The sequence below is a fragment of the Massilia cavernae genome (assembly GCF_003590855.1).
Classification (GTDB): Bacteria; Pseudomonadota; Gammaproteobacteria; order Burkholderiales; family Burkholderiaceae_D; genus Telluria_A; species Telluria_A cavernae.
Genome location: NZ_QYUP01000119.1, coordinates 1 through 22,733 on the forward strand (window position 1 = coordinate 1; position 22,733 = coordinate 22,733).

19 protein-coding genes are annotated in these 22,733 nt (G+C 63.8%); 14 read left to right on the top strand and 5 right to left on the bottom strand.

What is annotated here, in order from left to right:
• The 8 genes from D3872_RS13810 to D3872_RS13845 form a co-directional block, all read left to right on the top strand.
• The coding region (locus D3872_RS13810; RefSeq protein WP_147373880.1) for an ABC transporter permease at window positions 1-710 on the top strand (710 nt) is incomplete at its 5' end.
• Window positions 711-1,036: 326 nt separating this feature from the next.
• Complete coding sequence (locus D3872_RS13815) at window positions 1,037-1,861, top strand: ABC transporter permease (protein WP_119811317.1); 825 nt, start codon at window positions 1,037-1,039, stop codon at window positions 1,859-1,861.
• On the top strand, window positions 1,861-3,633 hold the full coding sequence (locus D3872_RS13820; RefSeq protein ID WP_119811318.1) for an ABC transporter ATP-binding protein: 1,773 nt from the start codon (window positions 1,861-1,863) through the stop codon (window positions 3,631-3,633). The genes D3872_RS13815 and D3872_RS13820 overlap by 1 nt, the downstream gene beginning before the upstream one ends.
• A 138-nt stretch (window positions 3,634-3,771) precedes the next feature.
• Complete coding sequence (locus tag D3872_RS13825; RefSeq protein ID WP_182915807.1) at window positions 3,772-4,800, top strand: arginine N-succinyltransferase; 1,029 nt, start codon at window positions 3,772-3,774, stop codon at window positions 4,798-4,800.
• 7 nt (window positions 4,801-4,807) lie between these two features.
• Window positions 4,808-5,851 carry an arginine N-succinyltransferase gene (gene astA, locus D3872_RS13830; protein WP_119811320.1) on the top strand — a complete coding sequence of 348 codons (1,044 nt, stop codon included), beginning with the start codon at window positions 4,808-4,810 and terminating at the stop codon, window positions 5,849-5,851.
• A gap of 151 nt (window positions 5,852-6,002) precedes the next feature.
• Window positions 6,003-6,794, top strand: a complete 792-nt coding sequence (locus tag D3872_RS13835) for a hypothetical protein (protein ID WP_147373881.1) — start codon at window positions 6,003-6,005, stop codon at window positions 6,792-6,794.
• Between the two features lie 32 nt (window positions 6,795-6,826).
• Window positions 6,827-7,378 (top strand): cytochrome b, encoded by a 552-nt coding sequence (locus tag D3872_RS13840; RefSeq protein ID WP_119811322.1) that lies wholly within the window; start codon window positions 6,827-6,829, stop codon window positions 7,376-7,378.
• A gap of 24 nt (window positions 7,379-7,402) precedes the next feature.
• Window positions 7,403-8,134 carry a hypothetical protein gene (locus tag D3872_RS13845; protein WP_119811323.1) on the top strand — a complete coding sequence of 244 codons (732 nt, stop codon included), beginning with the start codon at window positions 7,403-7,405 and terminating at the stop codon, window positions 8,132-8,134.
• Window positions 8,135-8,534: 400 nt separating this feature from the next.
• Here the strand turns inward: D3872_RS13845 and D3872_RS13850 are convergent, their stop codons facing one another.
• The gene (locus D3872_RS13850) at window positions 8,535-9,635 is read right to left on the bottom strand and encodes an ABC transporter substrate-binding protein (RefSeq protein WP_119811324.1); all 1,101 of its coding nucleotides are present in this window, start codon (window positions 9,633-9,635) and stop codon (window positions 8,535-8,537) included.
• 20 nt (window positions 9,636-9,655) lie between these two features.
• Window positions 9,656-10,399 (bottom strand): ABC transporter substrate-binding protein, encoded by a 744-nt coding sequence (locus D3872_RS13855; protein ID WP_119811325.1) that lies wholly within the window; start codon window positions 10,397-10,399, stop codon window positions 9,656-9,658.
• 71 nt (window positions 10,400-10,470) lie between these two features.
• Between D3872_RS13855 and acnA the strand changes: the two genes are divergently transcribed.
• From acnA to D3872_RS13875, 4 genes are all read left to right on the top strand, one after another.
• The gene (gene acnA / locus D3872_RS13860) at window positions 10,471-13,107 is read left to right on the top strand and encodes an aconitate hydratase AcnA (protein WP_119811326.1); all 2,637 of its coding nucleotides are present in this window, start codon (window positions 10,471-10,473) and stop codon (window positions 13,105-13,107) included.
• Between the two features lie 211 nt (window positions 13,108-13,318).
• Entirely contained in the window at window positions 13,319-14,080 is a 762-nt protein-coding gene (locus tag D3872_RS13865; RefSeq protein ID WP_119811327.1) for a gamma-glutamyl-gamma-aminobutyrate hydrolase family protein, read from the top strand.
• A 120-nt stretch (window positions 14,081-14,200) separates the two neighbouring features.
• Window positions 14,201-15,571, top strand: coding sequence for a glutamine synthetase family protein (locus D3872_RS13870; RefSeq protein WP_119811328.1), 1,371 nt, complete (start codon window positions 14,201-14,203; stop codon window positions 15,569-15,571).
• 26 nt (window positions 15,572-15,597) lie between these two features.
• On the top strand, window positions 15,598-17,037 hold the full coding sequence (locus D3872_RS13875) for an aspartate aminotransferase family protein (RefSeq protein ID WP_119811329.1): 1,440 nt from the start codon (window positions 15,598-15,600) through the stop codon (window positions 17,035-17,037).
• Here D3872_RS13875 and D3872_RS13880 read toward each other — a convergent pair.
• Window positions 17,034-18,470, bottom strand: a complete 1,437-nt coding sequence (locus D3872_RS13880) for a high affinity choline transporter 1 (protein ID WP_119811330.1) — start codon at window positions 18,468-18,470, stop codon at window positions 17,034-17,036. The genes D3872_RS13875 and D3872_RS13880 overlap by 4 nt on opposite strands.
• Window positions 18,471-18,592: 122 nt before the next feature.
• On the opposite strand from D3872_RS13880, the gene D3872_RS13885 reads away from it, so the two are divergent.
• Both D3872_RS13885 and D3872_RS13890 read left to right on the top strand, forming a co-directional pair.
• Window positions 18,593-19,639, top strand: coding sequence for an RNA-guided endonuclease InsQ/TnpB family protein (locus D3872_RS13885; RefSeq protein ID WP_119811331.1), 1,047 nt, complete (start codon window positions 18,593-18,595; stop codon window positions 19,637-19,639).
• Between the two features lie 193 nt (window positions 19,640-19,832).
• Entirely contained in the window at window positions 19,833-21,311 is a 1,479-nt protein-coding gene (locus D3872_RS13890; RefSeq protein ID WP_119811332.1) for an aldehyde dehydrogenase, read from the top strand.
• Here the strand turns inward: D3872_RS13890 and thpR are convergent.
• Together thpR and panB are read right to left on the bottom strand one after the other, a co-directional pair.
• Window positions 21,308-21,817: an RNA 2',3'-cyclic phosphodiesterase gene (gene thpR / locus D3872_RS13895; RefSeq protein WP_119811333.1), complete on the bottom strand. Its 510-nt coding sequence runs from the start codon at window positions 21,815-21,817 to the stop codon at window positions 21,308-21,310. The two genes, D3872_RS13890 and thpR, sit on opposite strands and share 4 nt — an antisense overlap.
• Window positions 21,818-21,826: 9 nt before the next feature.
• Window positions 21,827-22,693: a 3-methyl-2-oxobutanoate hydroxymethyltransferase gene (panB, locus tag D3872_RS13900; RefSeq protein WP_119811334.1), complete on the bottom strand. Its 867-nt coding sequence runs from the start codon at window positions 22,691-22,693 to the stop codon at window positions 21,827-21,829.
• Window positions 22,694-22,733: the final 40 nt, after the last annotated feature.

Genomic DNA, 22,733 nt, shown 5'->3' on the forward strand with positions numbered 1-22,733 from the left:
GCACTTCGGTCAAGAGCGGCGAGCCGGTGCTGGACCTGATCCTGCAGCACTTCCCGGTGACCGCCCAGATCGTCCTCGCGGCCACCTTGCTGTCCTGCCTGATCGCGCTCCCGGCCGGCATGTTTGCCGCATGGCGGCAGAACCGCTGGCCCGACCTGACCATCGTCTCGAGCGCGATTTTCATGGTGTCGATCCCGAGCTTCTGGGCTGGCATCATGCTGATCTGGCTGTTCGGGGTAAAGCTCAACTGGCTGCCCACATTCGGCTTTGAATCGTTCGCCACGGTTGGCTGGCCTGCCATTCAATACATGGTGTTGCCGGTCATCGCGATTACCCTGACCGAGATTGCCGCCCTGTCGCGGATGATGCGCGCGAGCACGATCGACGTCCTGCGGCTCGAATATATCGCGCATGCCCGCGCCAAGGGACTGCCGGAAAGCCGCGTGATGTTGCGGCATGCATTCCCGAATGCGTTCGGCCCGACGCTGACGGTGATCGGGCTGGTGCTCGGCCACCTGCTGTCGGGCGCGGCCGTGATCGAGACCGTGTTTACACTGCCCGGCATCGGGCGCCTGCTGGTCGAGAGCATTTATGCGCGCGACTATCCGGTGGTGCAGGGTTGCCTGCTGTTCGTGGCCCTCCTGTATGTCTTCGTCAATCTGGTAATCGACCTGCTGTATCCGCTGTTCGATCCACGCATCAAGCTCTAGGCCTTGACATCCTCCCCTTCGTGAACGAAAGGGGATTCCCACTGCTGGCGTCTGATGCCCCAGACGGAAGCCGGACTGAAAGAGCCCAGCTTCTTATTCAATCCGCAGGATATCTCTCGACCTCGCCTAAGGCGACTGCGGATTGGAAAAAGCGGTACTGGTAAATCATGCCCAGCGCGTAATCGCATACTGAAGCACTTATGGAGTTTGACCGTGAACCAACACCAAAGTTCAAAACATTTTTTTACTTGGACGGCTGCGGGCGCTACGCGCCCGGCTCCTTTCACTCCCTGCCCTGAAGTACAGGGTTTCTCGGAGCAATTCTGATGAAACTCAACTTCAAACGCGTCAACCTTGTCATCGGCGTCCTGTTCGTCGGCCTGGTGCTGTTCCTGGCAATCGCCGGTTTCATCTACACGCCTTATGATCCGGTCGATGGCGACCTGATGGCCAAGTTTGGCGCGCCCTCATGGGATCACCTGCTGGGCACCGACGAGTTCGGGCGCGACGTGCTGTCGCGCATCATGGCCGGGGCCGGCGTGAGCGTGGCGGTCAGCCTGGGCACCGTGCTGTTCGCTACCCTGGCCGGCACCTTCATCGGCGTACTCACCGGCTACCTGGGCGGCTGGACCGATCGCATCGTGATGATCTTCCTCGAGTCGCTGATGGCATTTCCGGGCCTGCTGCTGGCGCTGGGCATCATGGCCATCATCGGCCCGTCCAAACTCGGCGTGGTGCTGGCGCTGGGCCTGGCGTACACGCCGTCGGTGGCGCGCATCGCCCGCGCTACCGTGTTCTCCCTGCGCCAGCGCGATTTCGTGATCGCGTCCCAGGCCATGGGCAACAGCGGCCTGTGGACCGTCGCGCGCCACATCCTGCCCAACTGCGTGGCGCCGCTGATCATTTTCTCGACCTCGCTGTTCGGCTCGGCGCTGCTGTCGGAGAGCGCACTGAGTTTTCTCGGACTCGGCGTGCCGCCGCCAGCGCCGTCCTGGGGCGGCATGCTGTCCGATGCCCGCAACTCGATGGAGCAGGCGATCTGGCTGTCGGTGTTCCCCGGTGCAATGATTTCGTTTGCCCTGCTGGGTATCAACATGCTGGGCGATGCAGTGCGCGACCTGCTTGATCCGCGCATGAAAGGAGCGATGTGATGAGCGAGCTGTTATTGAGCGTGCGCGACCTGACGATCGCGTTTCCCTGCCCGCAAAACGGTTCTAGGGCCGTGGTCAACCAGATCGGCTTCGACCTCGCCGCCGGCCAGTCGCTGGCGATCGTCGGCGAGTCCGGCAGCGGCAAGACGATGATCGGCAAAGCGCTGCTGGGCCTGCTGCCGGATGCGGCAACGGTGCAGCGCGGCAGCGCCTGCTTCAACGGCCGCGACTTGTTCCAGAATACGCCGGCGCAATGGCGCGCCTTGCGCGGCACCGAAATCGGCATGGTGTTCCAGGAACCGATGGTGTCGCTGAATCCTGCGTTCCGGATCGGCGACCAGCTGACCGAAGGCCTGGTCTGCCGGCGCGGGCTGTCGCGCCAGCAGGCCCGTACGCAAGCGATCGCGATGCTGGAACGGGTGCTGGTGCGCAATCCGCGCGACTGCATGCAGCGCTTTCCGCATGAGTTTTCGGGCGGCATGCGCCAGCGCATCATGCTGGCCGCGGTGATGCTGCTCAAGCCGAAGCTGCTGATCGCCGACGAACCGACCACCGCGCTCGATTGCGTGGTCCAGAAAGAAGTGCTGGACCTGATGCTGGAGCTGACGGTGCAGGAAGGCACCGCGCTGATTTTTGTCAGCCACAACCTGTCGCTGGTGGCCGAATACACCGAGCGCGTGCTGGTCATGCGGCGCGGCGATGCGGTGGAAACCGGCCCGGTGCGCCAGGTCCTGTCGCGCCCTGCCCACGAGTACACGCTCAAGCTGCTCGATGCGCTGCCCAAGCGCGACCCCGATGCCGTGCCGCCGCTGCCGAAGCCTCCCATCCTGGAAGTGAACAACCTGACCGTCGACTACGAGTCGCGCCACGGCTGGTGGGGCAAGCGCATGCTGCGTGCGGTGCATGCGACCTCGTTCTCGGTGTCGCCCGGCGAGACGCTGGCCATCGTCGGCGAATCCGGCAGCGGCAAGACCACCCTGACCAAGGCCATCCTCGGCCTGCTCAAGCCATCGGGCGGCGCTATCCGTTTCGAGGGCAAGGACCTGCTGGCCGCCAGCAAGGATGAAATCCGGGCCGCGCGGCGCCGCATCCAGATGGTGTTCCAGGACCCGTACTCGTCGCTCGATCCGCGCATGCAAGTAGGCGCCCTGGTCGCGGAAGGACTGCGGCTGGACCGCAGCCTGAGCGCGGCCGAACGCAGGGCGCGCGTCAGGAAAGCGCTGGATGATGTCCAGCTGGGTGGCGATTTTTCTGAGCGCTACATCCACGAGCTGTCCGGCGGGCAGCGGCAGCGGGTTGCGATCGCGCGTGCGCTGGTGGTACGGCCGGACATCATCATCGCCGACGAGCCGGTCTCCGCGCTGGACGTGACGGTGCAAAAGCAGGTGCTCGATATCCTGGTCTCGCTGCAGGATGCATATGGCTTTGCCTGCCTGCTGATCTCGCATGACCTCGGCGTGGTGGAACAGATCGCGGACCGCGTGATCGTCATGCTGCGCGGCCACGTGGTAGAGGAGGGCACGCGCGACCAGGTGTTCGATGCGCCCTGCCATCCATATACCCAGCGCCTGCTGCAGGCCGTGCCTGAACTGTATGGCAACCGCGAGGACGGTTTCCGCGTCGAGACGCGCAAGCTGCCGCCGGCGCGCCGCGACCTGCAGTATTTTCAGCCGGAGGCGGACGGCGATCGCGCCCGCAGCCTGGTTCCAGTCGCTACCCGCCCCGAGCCCGGCGGAGGCAACCCGCCGCACCGCGCGGCGGTGCTTGCCTGAATGGCAGCGTCGCACGACCCAGCCACACAGCCACGCACTTTCATTCCAGCTTCGGGTTGTCGAAGCACAGGCGCAATCGCAGCCAGCTGCCGCGCCTGGAATCCTGCGCCCTGCGCCAACCCGTCCGAGGAGAACATCATGTATGTAGTACGTCCCGTAGAGATGGCAGACTTGCCGCGGCTGGAGATGCTATGCCGGCGTGACAACCAGCGCGTGCACACGCTGCCGCAATCGCGCCATGGGCTTGCCGCGCTGGTCGAGCAGTCGGTCGCCTCGTTCCAGAGCCGTCCGGCGCTGCCGGCCGACGAACGCTATACCTTCGTACTCGAATCGGCCGCCGATGGCGCGCTCGCGGGCACCGCCTCGCTGGTGGCGCAAGCCGGCGGGGGCGCGAGCTTCCTCGCGTTCAGGCAGGACATGATGCAACAGGTCTCGCCCGATCTGGATGTGAGCAATAATGTCGACATGCTGATGCTGTGTTCGGACCTGAGCGGGTACTCGCAGCTGGCCGGCTACCATGCGCCTGGCCCCGCCATCGGCCATGAGCACAAATGCCTGCTCGGGCGTGCCCGCCTGATGTATGCCGCGCTGGCGCCGCAGCGTTTCGCCCACAAGTTTTTCGCGTCCTTGCCGGGAGCGACCGACGGCAGCAAGCGCTCGCCGTTCTGGGATGCAATCGGCCGTAACTTTTTCCACATGGATTTCATGCAGGTGGAGAAGCTGCTCGGCGGCGCGCGCAATCGCGCGCTGATCGCCGGCTTGATGCCGCACTATCCGGTGTATGTCTCGCTGTTGCCGGCCGACGCAAGGGCTGCGCTGGCGACGGTCGATCCGCTTGCACGGGGCGGGTTCGAGATGCTGTGCGACGAGGGTTTCGAAGCGAACGATTACGTCGATATCTGCGACGGTGGACCCTTGCTCCAGGCCAGCCGGCACGCACTCAAATCGTACTCGTCGTCGATGCGGCGAGGCGTGTCGCAGCGCGAACACGCCAGCGCGGCAGGCGCCCGGCGCTACCTGGTCTGCAATGCGCGCGAACAGGGCTTCCGTGCGATTGCCGCTGCCTCCGATCCGGTCGAGCAGCAGGAATTTATCACCTTGACGCTTGAAGAACGGCGCTTGCTGGACGTTGGCGCTGGCGACGAGGTCGTTTGCATTCAATTATGAGATCACCATGTTAATCGTACGAAACGCCGGGCCGGCTGACCTCGACGCCGTTCTTGAACTTGCGCGCCAGGTTGGCCCCGGCATGACCACCCTGAAAGCGGATCGGGGCGCGCTCGAACGGCGCCTGGAAATCGCATCCGCTTCGTTTGACGGCACGGCAAGCGCGAGCGAGTGCGACTACGTGTTCGTGATGGAAGACAGCGCCAACCAGCGCGTGGCCGGCATGTGCGCGATCAAGGGAGCGGTCGGCCTCGATGAGCCGTTCTACAGCTACCGCCTTGGCACCCTGGTCCATTCGAGCGTGGAGGCGAATCGCCTTGCAAGTATGCAGGCGCTGTACCTGTGCTATGACATGACCGGTTGCGCCGAGCTGTGCTCGCTGTTCCTGCATCCGGACTACCGCAAGGGCATGAACGGCAAACTGTTGTCGAAGAGCCGCTTCCTGTTCATCGCACAATTTCCCGAACTATTCTCCGAGAAAATCTTCGCCGAGATGCGCGGCTTTCAGGATCCCGATGGCAGCGCGCCGTTCTGGGAGAGCCTGGGGCGGCACTTCTTCAAGATGGATTTCCATGCGGCCGACGACTTGTGCGGGCAGGGCGGGAAATCCTTCATCTCGCAACTGATGCCGAGACACCCCTTGTACACCGCCTTCCTCACGCCCGAAGCGCGCGCGGCGATCGGCAAAACCCATGTGGATACCGCGCCCGCGCGCCGCCTGCTGGAACAGGAGGGCTTGTGCTACGAGGGCTACGTCGATATCTTCGACGGCGGCCCGGTGCTGCAGGCGCGGGTGAGCGCGCTGCGCGCCAGCAGGGAAAGCGCCTTGGCGATACTGGAAGCGGGGGATAGGGCGGCGCCGCCCGCTGCGACGCGCCTGATCGCGACCACCGCGATGCAAGACTTCCGCGTCATCGCCGCGCCTGCCGGGCCGGAGAGCGGGCGCCTGGTCCTGCCGCAAGGCCATCTGGATGCGCTCGCTTGCAGCGCAGGCGACCCAGTGCGCACGATGCCGATTGACGCCATGGCGAGCGTCGCGCAAAAAATCTGATACGGGCATTGCAAATATCCTGCACTCGGTCTATATTGTATTAAATCGTGAATAAAAACATTCCGTAAATACCAAATGAAGGAACCGCAGCACGATTGAAGTGAATTTATTGAGCCAATAATACATAACCCTGTTTACCGAAGGAACGACAGTGAACCAATCAATGACTTTGTGGCGCAAGCTGGCGCTGATGTGCATGACCATCCTTGCCGCCCTGTGCGCGTCGGCCCAGGCTGCGCCGGCCGCATCGCCCACCGACGCGGGCACCACGACGCTGGTGCTGGAATACCATGCGGCGCCTGCGAACCGCTTGGCATTGCGCCAGTTCATGCAGGGTGAAGGCTTGCAACAGCTGGAACGCTGGAAGCGCGAAGGCTTCCTGCGCGAGTACAAGGTGCTGTTCAACCGCTTTGTCGATAACAAGAACTGGGACATGCTGACCCTGCTGAATTTCCCTGATGCCAAAACCGCGGCCAAGTGGAAGGAAGTCGAGGCCAACATGCCTGCCGGCTTGCCGCCACAGGCACTGGCACTGGTCAGTGAGATCGACACCAATCCGGGCGACCTCTACCTCCAGGGCGGCACCAGCAAGGGTTCCGGCGTGTATGTGGTGATTCCGTACGATTACCTGGTCCCCACCGATAAATACCTGAGCTACCTGCGCGGCTATCTGACGCCCCAGCTGGACGGCTGGCTGAAGGAGGGGGTGCTGAACCAGTACAGCGTCTATTTCGGCCGCTATGTGGTGGGCCGCCACTGGTCCGCGCTGATGATCTACGAGTACAACGGCGACGAAGGCCTGGGCCTGCGCGAGCAAACCCAGGCGAAAGTACGCGCGACGCTGGTGGAAACCAATCCCGACTGGGTCAACTGGAGCAAGGACAAGGGCCAGTACCGCATCAACCGCCAGTACATCATCGCTGACGAGCTCAAGGCTAAGTAAGCAATCCACGCCGCAAATTTGAGGAGATACGCATGAAAACGACCACCCCTGCCGCAGCGCTGCATTACGACCGCAAGACGATCTGGTTTCACTGGGTGACTGCGGTGCTTGTCGTGCTGCTTTGGCTGAGCGCGCAATTCATCGACTATTTTCCGAAGGGGCCATCCCGCTGGAATATGCTGGGCGTGCACCTGACCATGGGTGTTGCTCTGGCAGTTATCCTGGCCTGCCGCCTGCGCTGGAAGAGCATGGCCAGGAATGCGCGCGGCCTGGGGCCGCAGCCGGTATCGTCCAGACTGGCCAGCGCCGGACATGCGCTGCTGTATGTGATCCTGATTGTTGCCATCGTGCTGGGGTTTGCCAATACGTGGGTACGGGGCGAGTGGGTGTTCAATTTCTTCAAGATTCCGGCTTTCGACCCCGGCAACAAGGAATTGCGCAAGGCGGCTGGCCAGGTGCATCTGATCGCGGCGTATGCGATCCTGGCGCTGGCCGGCGTGCACGCGGTGATTGCGTTCTTCCACCAGTACGCACTGCGTGACCGCCTGATGGAACGCATGCTTCCATCGACCGGGAAAAAATAAGGTGGCGTGGGTGAGGTACTTCTGATGCGCGCAGTTCAGTGGAAGGCACTCGCGCCGCTTCTGCTGGCGGCCCTCGCAGGCAGCGCGGCGGCCACCGAGGACACCGGGACCCCGGGCAATGGAATGTGGGAAATAAATGTCGGCATCGGCGGCCAGCGCAGCAGCGGCATGTGGGAGCTGACCGCGCCCGAAACCGACTTCAATTACGGCTGGGGCGAGAATGCCCAGCTGGTGCTGGGACTGCAGCGGGTGCAACTGCGCGAACGCGGCCAGGACCCGGTGCGCGGCTGGGGCAGCGCGACGGCGGGCGTCAAATGGCGCTTCGCCGACCAGGACAAGAGCGGGATCGACCTGGCGCTGTTCCCGGCCTTCAGCTGGAACCCGTCGTCCAGTGCGGAGCGGCGCGGCCTGGTGGAACCGGGGCGCAGCCTGGTGCTGCCGCTGGTCGTCGGGTTCAGGCGCGGCGGCACCGGCTGGTATGCCGAGGCCGGCCGCAACCTGATCGAGGACGGCGACGATGAATGGCTGGCCGGGTTCAAGGTCACGCACGCCTGCCTGCCGTCGGTGGAGTGCAGGGTCGAGCTGCAGCACAGCGTCGTGCGGCGCCAGTTCGGCCACACCGAGGCCAGCGCCGGCTTCAAGTGGAGCCTTTCCGGGAACCTGATCCTGCAGGCGAGCGCCGGGCGCGACCTGCATCCGCACGACGCCACCCAAAATCAGGTGGTTGTGTATATCGGCATCCAGCTGTTGCGCTGACTAGCTCCGCCTGGCGGCGGATACGGCGACAAAACATGACAACGACAAACACGGCGCCGGGCTTTCCGGACCGAATGCGACCTGCTGGGTGAACGCCAGGTCCCGGCAGCGGGGCGCGGTATTGCCGAACTTGTGCTTGAAAAAGGATGGGTGAGCGGAGCGCAGCTCGACGAGCTCCTGCAGCCGGAACCGCTGACCATGCCGCGTGGACCCAGGATGCGCTGCTCCCGTTCGACGACGAAGGCCGGGGTCTGCTGCTAATGCCGCTAAGTTAAGCCGCTCAAGTTCGGGGACACAAGTTCGGGGACAGACCCGGGGACAGACCCCAACATCGGGGACAGACCCCAGACGTGGGGTCTGTCCCCGATGTATCCCGAGATCGTGCCGCCGAATCGGATCCTTATTTTTTACCCGTAGCTTCTTTCCAGCGTTTGATGAATGCCAGCCGCTTGGACTGCTCCATCGAAGCGAGGATGGAAGGATGGACTGGAATCGGCTTCAGCCTGGCGCCGTGCAAGCGGACAAGTCCGGCCGCCGTTGCTTCGCCTAGTACGTCCGCGCGAATCGAAAACAGCTGCGCGTCGTTGGCGATGATGGTCTGTCCGCGTTTCGACAGCGTGTAGTCAAGCCACAGCTTGGCGGCGTTCGGATTGCGCGCTGTCTTGTTGATCGACATCACGCGCGACAGCACCAGCACATAGTCGGACGGTACCGCATAGCCCAGCGAGGTATCCTGCTTCGCCCGAGCGTGGACATACGAACCCAGAATGTTATAGCCGATCAGCTGCTCGCCCGACGAAATGCGCTCCATCATCGTCCCATTCGAGGACTGCACGCGCACGCCGGCCTTGCCCATTGCCGCCGCCAAGTCCCAGAACTGCTTGTTCTCCATCGAATCGTGGGTGGTCAGCAGGAAGCCGACGCCCGACTTTTCGATATCGTAGGTGGTGACCTTGTCCTTGTACTTGTCCGGCTTTGCCTTCAGGAGCGCCAGCAGGGCGGCGTGTGACGCCGGCACATCGCCGGCCGGCACCAGGCGCTTGTTGTAGACGATCACCGCGGGTTCAAACGTGGTGCCGAATGCCATGTCCTGGTAGTTGGCCCAGGCTGGAATCGCAGCCGCTTCCGGTGACTTGTAGGGCAGCGCGAAGCCCTCGGCCACCAGCTTCATCTGCAGGTCCATTCCCGAGTTCCACAGCAAGTCGGCGGAGCTGCCGCCGGCTGCCGCTTCCGAGATGAAGCGGCTGTACATTTCGGTCGAGTTCATGTCGTTGTACTCGACCTTGATGTCCGGGTACATGGCTTTGAAGTCCTTGAGCAGCGAGCCGGCAATCTTGGTGTCGGTGGTGGCGTAGATGACCAGGCGGCCTTCTTTCTTCGCCGCTTCGACGGTCTTTGCGTAGGCAGCGGGATAGCCCGCAGGGACCTGGGCCGCGCTGAACGGCGCGGCCAGGATGGAGGCCGACGCGAGCAGCGTGGCAAGCAGTTTCGGGGATGTCATGATGTTGTCTCCTGGTGGTGTCATAAAGGAGCGGCCGGCGCAACCACTGCGCCGTCGATCCGGTGGTGCGCCAGCGACCTGGCGACAAAACCCGTCTGTTTCATTTCTTCGATGAAGGCGGACAGGAAGCGCCATGCTTCGTCGCTGTACTGTCCTGGAATTCCCATGGCCTGGTTGATCACCATGAAGCGGCCGTCCAGCACGCGCAGGCCGGGGAAGCGTTGCGCGTCGTGTTCCAGTTGCTGGCGCACGCCGGCGGCCACTTCGAGCTGCTGCTCGATGAAGGTGTCGACCACGGTGGGCGAGGTAGGGGCGCGCACGATCTGCGCGTGTTTCAGCGAGCGGCTCAGGTGCAGGTCGTAGGCGCTGCCCGCGCCGACCGTGACGCGGTTGCCCAACTGGTCCACATCGTCGTTGCTGGCGACCGGCGAGCCGGCGCGCACAAGGTAGCTGCCCTCGATCTGCACATATGGATGCGAGAAGCGGATGCCTTCGCCGCGCAACGGGTCGAGCGCCACGAAGCCGATATCGACGTCGCGGTTTTTCAGCGCCTCGGCCGCCTTTCCGGCTGCGTCGAACAGCACCAGTTCGATCTCGACGCCAAGGCGTCTGGCAAATTCGGTGGCAAGGTCGACCGATACGCCGGCTGGCTTGGCCGAGGGGGCCGGCTGCCTGGCCAGGATAGGGTTGCCAAGGTTTATCGAAGCGCGCAGCTTGCCGGCGCTTGCGAATTCCCTGACCAGCTTGTCGCTGGTGGTTTCCATTTTATCTCCAGTTCGATTATGCGAATTCATTATTGCACTTTTTGGAGATTAAATGCAATAATGATCGTACCATGCGAACAAATGATCCCATCTACCCTGCCGCCCAGCTGGCGTTGAACGGCTTGACTTATCAGCTGGTCGACTTGCCCGCCTTGTTCGGCGAGCGCCTGTACCGCCTGCCGGTCGTGCTACGTATATTGCTGGAGAATACAATCCGCAATAGAGAGGGGGCGGAGCGGGATCATGCCGTGGCGGCGCTGTTCGGCTGGCTGGAGCACGGCAGCAGCGAAGCCGAGATCGCCTTCCAGCCGGGCCGGGTGCTGATGCACGATACGACCGCCACTCCCGCGCTGGTCGACATCGCCGCGATGCGCGATGCGCTGGCCGAGGCCGGGGCCGATCCCGCGTTGCTGAACCCGATGCTGCCGGTGGACGTGTCGGTCGACCATTCGCTGGCGGTGGAAGCGTACGCGCAGGCGGACGCCGCCAGTGTCAACCTGGGCTATGAAATGCGCCGCAACGCCGAGCGCTATCGCTTCCTGCGCTGGGCCTCGAAGGCACTCGATGGCGTGCGCATCCACCCGCCCGGCACCGGCATCATGCACACCATCAACCTGGAACAACTGGCCACCGTGGTCGCAACGGAACCGGGCAATGAGAGTCGGCCCGGCTGGCTGGTGCCCGATACGCTGATCGGCACCGACAGCCACACGCCGATGATCAACGGCATCGGCGTGCTGGGCTGGGGAGTCGGGGGGCTGGAGGCGCAGACCGTCATGTTCGGCATGCCGACCATGCTGCGCATTCCCGCCGTCGTTGGCGTGCGGCTGAGCGGGACGCTGCGTGCCCCGGCTATGTCGACCGACTTGGCGCTGACCGTCACGCAGCGTTTGCGGGCCTTGGGCGTGGCCGGCGACTTCGTTGAATTCTTCGGTCCTGGGGTGTCCGGGCTGAGTGCCGGCGATCGCGCGGTGGTGGCGAACATGGCGCCGGAATATGGCGCTACCACCGGCTACTTTGCGATCGACGAGCAAACCTTGGACTACTTGCGTACAACCGGCCGCAGCGAAGTGCAGATCGCGCTGGTGCGTGCCTATGCACAGCAGGTGGGGCTGTGGAACGACCCGGCCGGCGAAGCGCGCTACACCAGGGTGGTCGAGATCTGCCTCGACCAGATCGGCATCGAGGTCGCGGGACCGGCGCGGCCGCAGGACCGGCTTCACTATGCGCAGACCGCGGCAGCATTGCACGCGCTTGGCTTTGTGGCGCAATCGGCATCCGGCGCGCTGCCGCTGCATCCGGTCGCCATCGCGGCGATCACCAGTTGCACCAATACCTCCGACCCACGGCTGCTGATTGCCGCCGGGCTGCTTGCCAGGAAGGCGCGCCAGCTTGGACTGAAACCGGCGGCGTGGGTGAAAACCTCGCTGGCGCCGGGATCGCCGGCGGCGGCCTCCTACCTCAAGCGGGCCGGTTTGCTGGACGAGCTCGACGCACTGGGATTCGGCATCGTCGGCTTCGGCTGCACGACCTGCATCGGCAATTCGGGACCGCTCACGGCGCCGATCCGCGACATGCTGCGGGCCGGCAGCGGCAAGCCGGTGGCGATGTTGTCGGGCAACCGCAATTTCCCGGGGCGGGTGCATCCCGATCTCGACCTTGGCTTCATCATGTCGCCGCCGCTGGTCATTGCGTTTGCGCTCGCCGGCGACGCGGCGCTCGACCTGAGCAGCGATCCGGTCCAGTTCGCTCCGGACGGCACGCCGGTCTACCTCGGCGACCTGTGGCCCGATAGCGACGAGCTGGATCGCTACGTGCGGCTGGCCGGCGACCCCGGCGATTTCAGGCGCGACTTCGAGAATGCATCGCTAAACCCGGTGTGGCATGCAATGGAAGCGCCGGACTCGCCACTGTACCCATGGGATCCGGCGTCGAACTACCTGCAGCGTCCGCCGTTTGCCGCTGCATCGCAGGGCAGCCTGCTCGGCGCCTATACCGCGTATCCCTTGCTGGTGCTGGGCGACGACGTTACCACCGACCATATCTCGCCGGCCAGCGCGATCCCGCCCGACAGCTTGGTGGCCGACTACCTGGTACAGCGTGGCGAGGACCGGGGCGACCTGAATGTATTCGCATCGCGCCGCGGGAACTGGCAGGTCATGCTGCGCGCAGCCTTCCACAATCGCACCCTGGTCAATCATCTGCAAGGCGGGATACCGCTGGCGCATACGCTGCATGTTCCGTCCGGGCAGCTGCTGCCGATCTGGGAAGCAGCCCAGCGCTATCGCGACGAAGGCGATTCCGTGGTGCTGGTTGCGGGCGAACGGTATGGCACCGGCTCATCGCGCGACTGGGCCGCGAAGGGCTTGCGCCTGCTCGGCGTGCGCGCGGTACTGGCCGTCAGTTTCGAACGCATCCACCGCTCGAACCTGATCGGCATGGGCATCCTGCCGCTGCGGGTGCCGGCCGGCGCCCTGTCCGGCGCGGCCGCATTAAGGCCGGGCGACCGGATTGCGCTCAGTGCCGAGGCGGCCTCGCTGCGGCCGCGCATGGCTGTCCAGGTCCGGCTTCACAGGCGCGATGGCAGGACGGACATCGTCGAGGCGGTCGCGGCCATCGAGACTTTGCTTGAGCTGAAGCTGCTCGGCGATGGCGGGGTTATGCCTTCCATACTCAAACAGGGCATTCAGGGAATCACACGGCCGTGACGGAGATCCAGCAGATGTGCCGCATGCCGGGTCCTAATGAGTGAACCTCAATTCTATGTTGTGCCATAACGCATCCTTTGGAAATATAAGTTGTTGATTTAGTACATGTTTATTGTTCCCTAGGACAAAAATGGGTTAAGAGTCACTCGCATTCGGATGAGATAGCATTTAAGATGGATTCGAATACGTTACAAACGGAAGGTGAGACATCATGCGCCGCCCAATCGTTATCGTTCCTGCCTGCACCCGCGAACTGGGGAACCACCCCTACCACGCAGTGCAGTGCAAGTACATCGACGCTGTCGTCCAGGGAGCTGGCTGCGCGCCCCTGATCATGCCGGCGCTGGGCGACGCATCCGACTTTGAAACCGCGCTTGCGGTCGCCGACGGCATCATGCTGACCGGCTCTGCGTCGAACGTCCATTCCAGCTACTATCAGCAGGACCTGCGCGACCCGGCGCTGCCGCTCGATCCGGCGCGCGACGCCACCACCTTGCCCCTGATCCGTGCCGCCCTCAAGCGCGGCGTGCCGATCTTTGCTGTCTGCCGCGGCTTCCAGGAGATGAACGTGGCGCTCGGCGGCAGCCTGCACCAGGCGGTGCAGGAGGTCGAGGGCATGATGGACCACCGCGAAAATCCGGCCGACACGCTCGACAACCAGTACCGGCCCAAGCACCCGGTCGACCTGGTTGCCGGCGGCCTGATGCAGCGCATCCTCGACGGCGCCAGTGAGATCGTCGTCAACTCCCTGCACGGCCAGGGCATCGACCGCCAAGGCAAGGGCATCGCCATCGAAGCCACCGCGCACGACGGACTGGTGGAGGCGTTTTCCGTACCCGGCGTGCCGTTTGCGCTGGCCGTCCAGTGGCACCCGGAGTGGCACCTGATGCAGAACCCCGATTCGCTGCGGCTGTTCCGCGCCTTCGGCGAGGCTTGCCGCGCCTATCAGAAACAACGCCCGGAGCCCGCATGATGAATCCCTGCCAGAAGTTCGCCGCCTGCCGCGTGCCTTAGCGCCGCTCCCGACCTGCGTTTCACGCGCGCCCGTGGCCGTTTTTCCCGGCGCTCCGAGCAAGACAATCGAGAGAGCATCATGGCAATACGAGAGAACTTCACTTACACCGATATGGATTTGTGGCTCAATGAAAAGCGAGTCACCGAAATTGAATGCCTGGTCCCCGACCTGACCGGCGTCGCGCGCGGGAAGATCCTGCCGCGCGCCAAATTCACCCAGGACCGCGGCATGCGCATCCCGGAAGCGGTGCTGGGCATGACCGTGACCGGCAACTACCCGGTCAACGACGGCCCCTACGACCGCGCCATTTCCGCCACCGACCGCGACATGATCCTGAAGGCCGATCCCACCACCATTACGATGGTGCCGTGGGCCGCCGACCCGACCGGACAGGTCATCCACGACTGCTACTTCGCCGACGGCAAACTGGTCGACTTCGCGCCGCGCACCGTGCTGCGCCGCGTGCTCAAGCTGTACGACGACAAGGGCTGGAAGCCTGTGGTCGCGCCCGAACTCGAGTTCTACCTGACCGCCAAGAACATCGACCCCGACCTGCCGCTGAAGGCCCCGATCGGGCGCAGCGGCCGGGCCGAAACCAGCCGCCAGGTGTACAGCATCGACGCGGTCAACGAGTTCGACCCGCTGTTCGAGGACATCTACGACTACTGCGAAATGATGAACCTCGACGTCGACACCCTGATCCACGAGATCGGCGCCGGCCAGATGGAGATCAACTTCCTGCACGGCGACCCGATGGGCCTTGCCGACAAGGTGTTCTACTTCAAGCGCACCTTGCGCGAAGCGGCGCTCAAGCATGACATGTACGCCACCTTCATGGCCAAGCCGATGGCGGGCGAGCCGGGATCCGCGATGCATGTGCACCAGAGCGTGGTGGACGCCGCGACGGGCCTGAACATCTTCAGCAACGAAGACGGTTCCGCATCGAGCCTCTTCAAGCACTACATCGGCGGCCTGCAGCGCTACATGCCGTCGGCGATGGCGATCGTCGCTCCCTACGTCAATTCGTACCGCCGCATCGTGCGCCACACTGCCGCGCCGATCAACATCCAGTGGGGCCTGGACAACCGCACCGTCGGTTTCCGCGTGCCGGAATCGGGCGTGCAGGACCGCCGCGTCGAGAACCGCATCATCGGCGCCGACGCCAACCCCTACCTGGCGCTGGCCGTCACGCTGGCCTGCGGCTACCTCGGCATGACCGAACAGCTCGACCCGACCCCGATGATGGGGGGCAGTGCCTACGACTTGCCGTTCGAGCTGCCGCAAGGCCTGCCCGAGGCGCTGGCGCTGCTGCGCGGCGAAGACAAGCTGCGCACCGTGCTGGGCGAGCGCTTCATCGACGTCTACGCGGCCATCAAGGACCTGGAGCACCAGGAATTCATGACCGTCATCAGTCCGTGGGAACGTGAGCACCTGCTGCTGCACGTCTGACGGACCGAGAACAATGGGAGGAAATCATGACGACGAATACACCCGACGCGGCGTTTCTCGCATCCATCAAGACACCACAGCAGGACTTCGACACGGCCGCGATTCGCCAACTGGATTCGGCCCACTTCCTGCACCCGTTCACCGACCACGGCTCGCTCGCGGAAAAAGGCGCGCGCGTGATGGTGCGCGGTGAAGGCATCTACCTGTGGGATTCGGAAGGCCACAAGATCCTCGACGGCATGTCGGGACTGTGGTGCGTGAACGTGGGCTACGGCCGCACCAGCATCTCGCAGGCGGTGTACCGCCAGATGGAGACGCTGCCGTTCTATAACAGCTTCTTCAACACCACCAACGTGCCGGCGGTGACCCTGGCGGCGCAGCTGGCGCAACTGGCGCCGGCGCCGTTCAAGCACGTATTCTTCACCAGCTCGGGCTCCGAGGCCAACGACACCAACGTGCGGCTGGTGCGGCGCTACTGGGACCTGCTGGGCCACCCGGAACGCCACACCATCATCGGCCGCGTCAACGGCTACCACGGCAGCACCATGGCCGGGGCTTCGCTGGGCGGAATGGCGGGAATGCACGCGCAGGGCGGGCTGCCGATACCGGGCATCGTCCACATCGGCCAGCCCAACTATGCCGAAGCGCCGAAGGGCATGACGGAGGCCGAATTCGGCATCGTGGCTGCCGGCTGGCTGGAACAGAAAATCCTCGAACTGGGGCCGGACAAGGTGGCGGCCTTCATCGGCGAGCCGGTGCAGGGAGCGGGTGGCGTGATCATCCCGCCGCCGACCTACTGGCCCGAAATCCAGCGCATCTGCGACAAGTACGACGTGCTGCTGATCGCCGACGAAGTGATCACCGGCTTCGGCCGGCTGGGCACCTGGTTCGGCTCGGAACTGATGCAGATCCAGCCCGACCTGATCACCTTCGCCAAGGGCGTCACCTCAGGCTATGTTCCGCTCGGCGGCGTGCTGGTGGGCAGCCGCGTGGCGCACGTGCTGATCGAGAAGGGCGGCGAGTTCAATCACGGCTTCACCTACTCCGGCCACCCGGTCGCCTGCGCGGCGGCGCTGGAGAACCTGCGCATCATCCAGGACGAGCAGCTGGTGAACGCGGTGGCGGTCGATACGGGACCTTACCTGAAGCAGAAGTTCGCGTCGCTCTCCGACCATCCGCTGGTGGGGCATGCCGACAGCCTTGGTTTCGTGGCGGGCCTGAACCTGGTGCGCAAGAAGGCGGAGCACCTGCACGACTGCGTGCCGTTCGACCAGGCGCTGCATGTGGGGATGATCTGCCGCGGCTACATGTTCGCCAACGGGATCATCATGCGCGCGGTGGGTGACCGCATGATCGTCGCGCCGCCACTGGTGATGACGCAGGCGCAGGTGGACGAGATGGTGGACAGGATCCGCCAGAGCCTGGATGACACCCTGGCGGACCTGATAAAGCGGGGCTGGGTCTAGAGTTCCCGGCGGTTCTGCAGCACCTGAGGCGCCAGCGAACCGGCGATGATGCCGATGAAAGCGGCGATCAGGCCGGCCAGCTGGCCCGGGAACAGTTCGCCCAGGGGCGAGACCTGCGGGAAGAACAGGATCCAGGTGCCGATGCCCAGCGTTACCGATGCAATCGCGCCCTGGGTGGTGGCGCGCTTCCAGTACAGGCCCATTACCAGCGGCACGAACGCGGCCACCAGGGTTACCTGGTAGGCGGTCGATACCAGTTCGTAGATCGAGGTGCCCCTCATGGCGATGGCATACGCCAGCACCAGCGCCGCGAAGGCGACGATGGAGATGCGGGTGGCGAGCAGCTGCTGGCGGTCGGTCATGCCGGGACGAAGGTGCTTGAGAATGTTCTCGACGAAGCTGGTGGAAGGCGCCAGCAGCGTTGCCGACGAGGTGCTCTTGATCGCGGAGAGCAGCGCGCCAAAGAAGATGATCTGCATGCCCAGCGGCATCTTGGTCAGCACGAAGGTCGGCAGCAGGCGCTGGTAGTCGTTCTTGGCCAGCTCAAGGCCGGCGTCGCCCAGCACCAGCACCGCGCTGGCCACGATGAACATCGGGACGAAGGCGAACATGATGTAGCTGGCGCCGCCGATGATGGCGCCGGCGCGCGCGGTCGGCGCGTCCTTGGCCGACATCACGCGCTGGAACACGTCCTGCTGCGGGATACTGCCGAACATCATGGTCACGCCGGCGGCGATGAACATCGCGATGTCGGTGAAGGTCGGCGGCGGCAGGAAGTTCCACAGGTTGCGCTGTTCGGCCATCGCCAGCACGTTGCCGGCGCCGCCGGCCAGGTCGGCCGAGACGAAGGCGATGATGGTCAGGCCGATCACCAGCACGATCATCTGGATGAAGTCGGTGAACGCCACGGCCAGGAAGCCGCCGATGACGACGTAGATCAGCACCGCCAACGTACCGACGATCATGCCGACGGCTTCGGACATGGCGCCGTTGGTCAGCACCGTGAACACCAGGCCGAGGGCGGTGATCTGCGCGGCGACCCATCCAAGGTAGCTGAGGATGATCGCGACGGAGCAGAATACCTCGATGCCGCTGCCATAGCGCTTGCGGAAGTAGTCGCCGATGGTGAGCAGGTGGAGCTTGTATAGACGGGCCGCGAAGAACATGCCGACCAGGATCAGGCAGGTGCCGGCGCCGAACGGATCTTCGACAATCGCGTTCAGGCCGCCCTCGACGAATCTTGCCGGGATGCCCATCACCGTCTCGGCGCCGAACCAGGTCGCGAAGGTGGTGGTGACCACCATGACCAGCGGCAGGCTGCGGCCCGCGATCGCGAAGTCGGTGGTGTTTTTGATGCGGGTTCCGGCCCATACGCCCACCGCGAGCGTGCCGAGCAAGTAGATTACGACAGAGGTTATCAGTGTGTAATTCATCAGATTTGGTCCGAGAAACCTTGTCCTTCAGGACGGGGAGTGAAAAGAGGAGCCGACTGCGCAGCAGTCGATGCCTTGGATTTAAGAGTGGAACCATGGTCGACAATGGCTGTCGAACCTGGATGAAACTGGTTTACCGCTACCGCGTCAAGTCGCTGACTGGCTTGCTGAACAAGCAGGCCCGGGCAGTCAACTTTGTCTGGAACTACTGCAACGACAGGCAAAAGGATGCGCTGCGTTTCGGTCGCCGCTGGCATACCGGTTTTGATCTGATCAAGCTCACCACGGGATGCAGCAAGGAGCTTGGCCTTCACTCGGGTACGGTCAACGACGTGTGCCAGCAGTACGCCAGGTCGCGCTCCCAGTCGCATCGGCCCTACCTTCGCTATCGCGGCAGGAAGACCTTGGGCTGGGTGCCGTTGAAAGGGCGTGAGCTGAAACGCGAAGGCAATGCTTTCCGCTTCGCCGGCAATACCTTCCGCGTGTTCTATTCGCGCGCGCTGCCCGAGGGCAAAATCACCGACGGGACCAACTTCTCGCGCGACCGGTGCGGCAACTGGTTCCTCAATATCGTCCTTGAAGTACCGGCGCCGCCTGCCCGCTTGCCGGTGCGCGGTGTGGGAATCGACCTTGGCCTGAAAGACCTGGCCACACTGAGCGACGGCAGCCGCATCGCGGCGCCTCAGATCTACCGTGCCAGCGAGGCGGCGCTGGCGGTGGCCCAGCGCGCCCGTAAGAAGAAGCGGGTCGCGGTGCTCCACGCCAAGATCGCCAATCGCCGCCGCCATTACCTGCACACATGCACCAGCGCCATCGTCGGCGCGTTCGACTATATTGTGGTTGGAAATATCAATGCAGCGGCTCTCGCCAGAACCAGCATGGCGAAGTCCGTCTACGATGTCGGCTGGTCGTCCTTCCGAGCACAACTGGCGTACAAGGCTGTTAAGCATGGCGCCTGGTTTGAAGAAGTGAACGAGAGCTTTACCACCCAGATCTGCTCGAATTGCGGCGCAGTTCCCGATTCGAGGCCGAAAGGTATCGCAGATCTTGGAATAAGAGAATGGCGTTGCTGTGATTGCGGAGCGGTACATGATCGTGATATCAATGCTGCTTTAAACATTCTCCGTCGCGGACGTGCGACGCTAGCTGTAGGAATCCCCGATCGCTAGGTCGGGGGGGACGTCAAGTATCTTTGCTATTTATAAAATATAACCGGGACAAAACACGGGCAGGACGCAATTTCCCGTCTGGAAAATCCGCGATTATAGCGGTAGAACCCGGGTGGAATGACGATGTAGGCTGAAAAATGTCGCACTTGCATCACAATGCGAGGGCGGGTAATCCTAACTTCAGGAGCGAAACATGGCACTTTGGCATGAGCGCGCGGAAGCGCTGAAAATCGACGGACGCGCCTTCATCGGCGGGCGCCGGGTGTGGGCGCAGTCGGAACAGCAGTTCGAGGACATCTCCCCGGTCGACGGACGCCGGCTGGGCATGGTGGCGCGCTGCGGTGCGCAGGACGTGGATGCGGCCGTTGCCGCGGCCCGCGCCGCCTTCGAGGACAGGCGCTGGGCCGGCATGCCTCCGGCATCGCGCAAGCGCACCCTGATCAAGTTCGCCGAGCTGATGATGAAGCACGGCGAGGAGCTGGCGCTGCTCGAAACCCTCGACATGGGCAAACCGATCAAGTATAGCCAGAGCATCGATGTGCCGCTGGCGGCCAACTGCATCCGCTGGTACGGCGAGGCGATCGACAAGGTCTACGGTGAGATCGCGCCCACAGGCGATTCCAGCCTGGCGTTGATCACGCGCGAGCCGGTTGGCGTGGTGGCGGCCATCGTCCCGTGGAATTACCCGATGCTGATGGCCGCGTGGAAGATCGGGCCGGCGCTCGCGGCGGGCAACAGCCTGGTGCTCAAGCCATCCGAAAAATCGCCGCTGACGGCCTTGCGGCTGGCGGAGATCGCGATGGAGGCGGGGCTGCCGGACGGCGTGTTCAACGTGGTGCCGGGGTACGGCAACGAGGCGGGCAGCGCGCTGGGAATGCACATGGATGTCGATGCGATCGGCTTCACCGGCTCAACGCGCACCGGCAAGCTGATACTGCAGATGGCCGGGCAGTCGAACCTGAAGCGCGCCTGGACCGAGCTTGGCGGCAAATCGGCCAATATCGTTTGCGCCGATTGTCCCGACCTCGATGCCGCGGTGAGTGCGGCGGTAGGTTCGATCTACTTCAACCAGGGCGAGAGCTGCAATGCGCCTTCGCGCCTGTTTGTCGAGGAATCGATCCGCGAAGAATTCCTTGAAAAAGCGCTGGCGTTGATCCCGCGCTATGCGCCGGGTGATCCGTTGGATGAGGCGACCATCATGGGCGCGATTGTCGACGAAACGCAGATGAAGACGGTGATGAGCTACATCCAGGCTGGCAAGGACGGCGGCGCGACGGTGCTGGCCGGAGGCGAGGCTGCGCGGCTCGGAAGCGGCGGCTACTATGTGGCGCCCACGCTGTTCGACAAGGTCGACAACAGCATGAAGATCGCGCAGGAGGAAATCTTCGGGCCGGTGCTGTCGGTGTTGTCGTTCACCGACGTGAACGAGGCGGTGAAGCAGGCGAATGCGACGCCATACGGGCTGGCGGCGGGGCTGTGGACGTCGGATATCAGCAAGGCGATCAAGGTGTCGCGGGCGCTGCGGGCGGGGACGGTGCACGTGAACCAGTACGACAGCGACGACATCACGGTGCCGTTCGGCGGCTACAAGCAGTCAGGCAACGGCCGCGACAAGTCGCTGCACGCATTCGACAAATATACGGAGTTGAAAACGACCTGGATCCAGATCTAACGGAATTGTTCGACGACGGTGTATCCACTCGCTGCGGATTCCATGAGCGCGAAGCCGTCGACAGCCCACTTGAGGGCCGGTCCTGGCTCCGGCACCTCCGCCTTCACGGCACGCCGCGCCAAGGTCACATGCGGCTTGTAAACCCGCTCTTCCACCGGCATCCGCAGCGACTCGAGCGCAGCACCAGTATCCTGATGAAGGCGTAAAAGCTGCTCCGGCGCGGAAAGCGGCTCCATCACCGCAATCCCGTGCGGCCACAGCTTCTGCACGCCAAACTCCAGCTCAAACGCCTCGGACCGCACCCGGCTTAGCGCCTCGCGCAACTCCAGAATCCGCCCCACGCTGACACTGCCCAGGAAATGCAGCGTCATATGCAAGCGTTCCGGCTTAACCGGCGACGACCCGCGCGGCCACTGCCACGCATCGCGCCATTCGCGCAGCGCATGGCGCACCTGCGCATCCGGCCACAGTGCGATAAACAGCCTTGCCTGCGGGTCGCCGTGCATGTCGATCCCTTAGAAGCAGTGCTCCGGCGCCGGGAAACTGCCGTCCCTGACCGCATCGACATACGCCGTCACCGCGGCCTCGATGCTGGTCTGCCCGTCCATGAAGTTTTTCACGAACTTGGCCTTACGGCCTGGGAACACGCCCAGCATGTCGTGCATGACCAGTACCTGGCCCGAGCAGTCAGGACCCGCGCCGATGCCGATGGTCGGAATCGCCAGCATTTCGGTCACTTCCTTGCCAAGGCCGGTCGGAATCGCCTCCAGCAGCACGATGGCGGCGCCGGCTTCGGCAACCACCAGCACATCGGCCTTCAGGCGTTCCGCGCTTTCGATGGTCTTGCCCTGCACCTTGTAGCCGCCCATCTGGTGCACCGACTGCGGCGTCAGGCCGAGGTGGGCGCAGACCGGGACGGCGCGGTCGGTCAGGAAGCGGATGGTGTCGGCCAGCCATGCACCGCCTTCGAGCTTGACCATGTGCGCGCCGGCCTGGATCAGCTGGACAGCATTGTTAAAGGCGGCTTCCGGCGTGCCGTAGGAACCGAACGGCATGTCGGCCATGACCATCGCGTTCTTGTTCCCGCGCGCGACCGAAGCGGTGTGGTAGACCATGTCGGCCATCGTGACGGGCAGCGTGGACTGGTGGCCCGCGCAGACCATGCCCAGCGAGTCGCCGATGAGCAGGATGTCGACGCCCACGCGGTCCATCAGGGACGCGAAGCTGGCGTCATAGCAGGTCAGCATCGAGATCTTGGTGCCCGCCGCGCGCATTGCGTTCAGCGATGGGATCGTGACCGCCTTGTTGACCACTGGTGGCTTGGAAGGTGCCGGAGTGTTCTCGCCGCCAGCCATGTCCTTACCCTGCAGGTATCCGCTCATATTTATCCTTTGATATCGAAATTGACGCCAACGCGCTAGT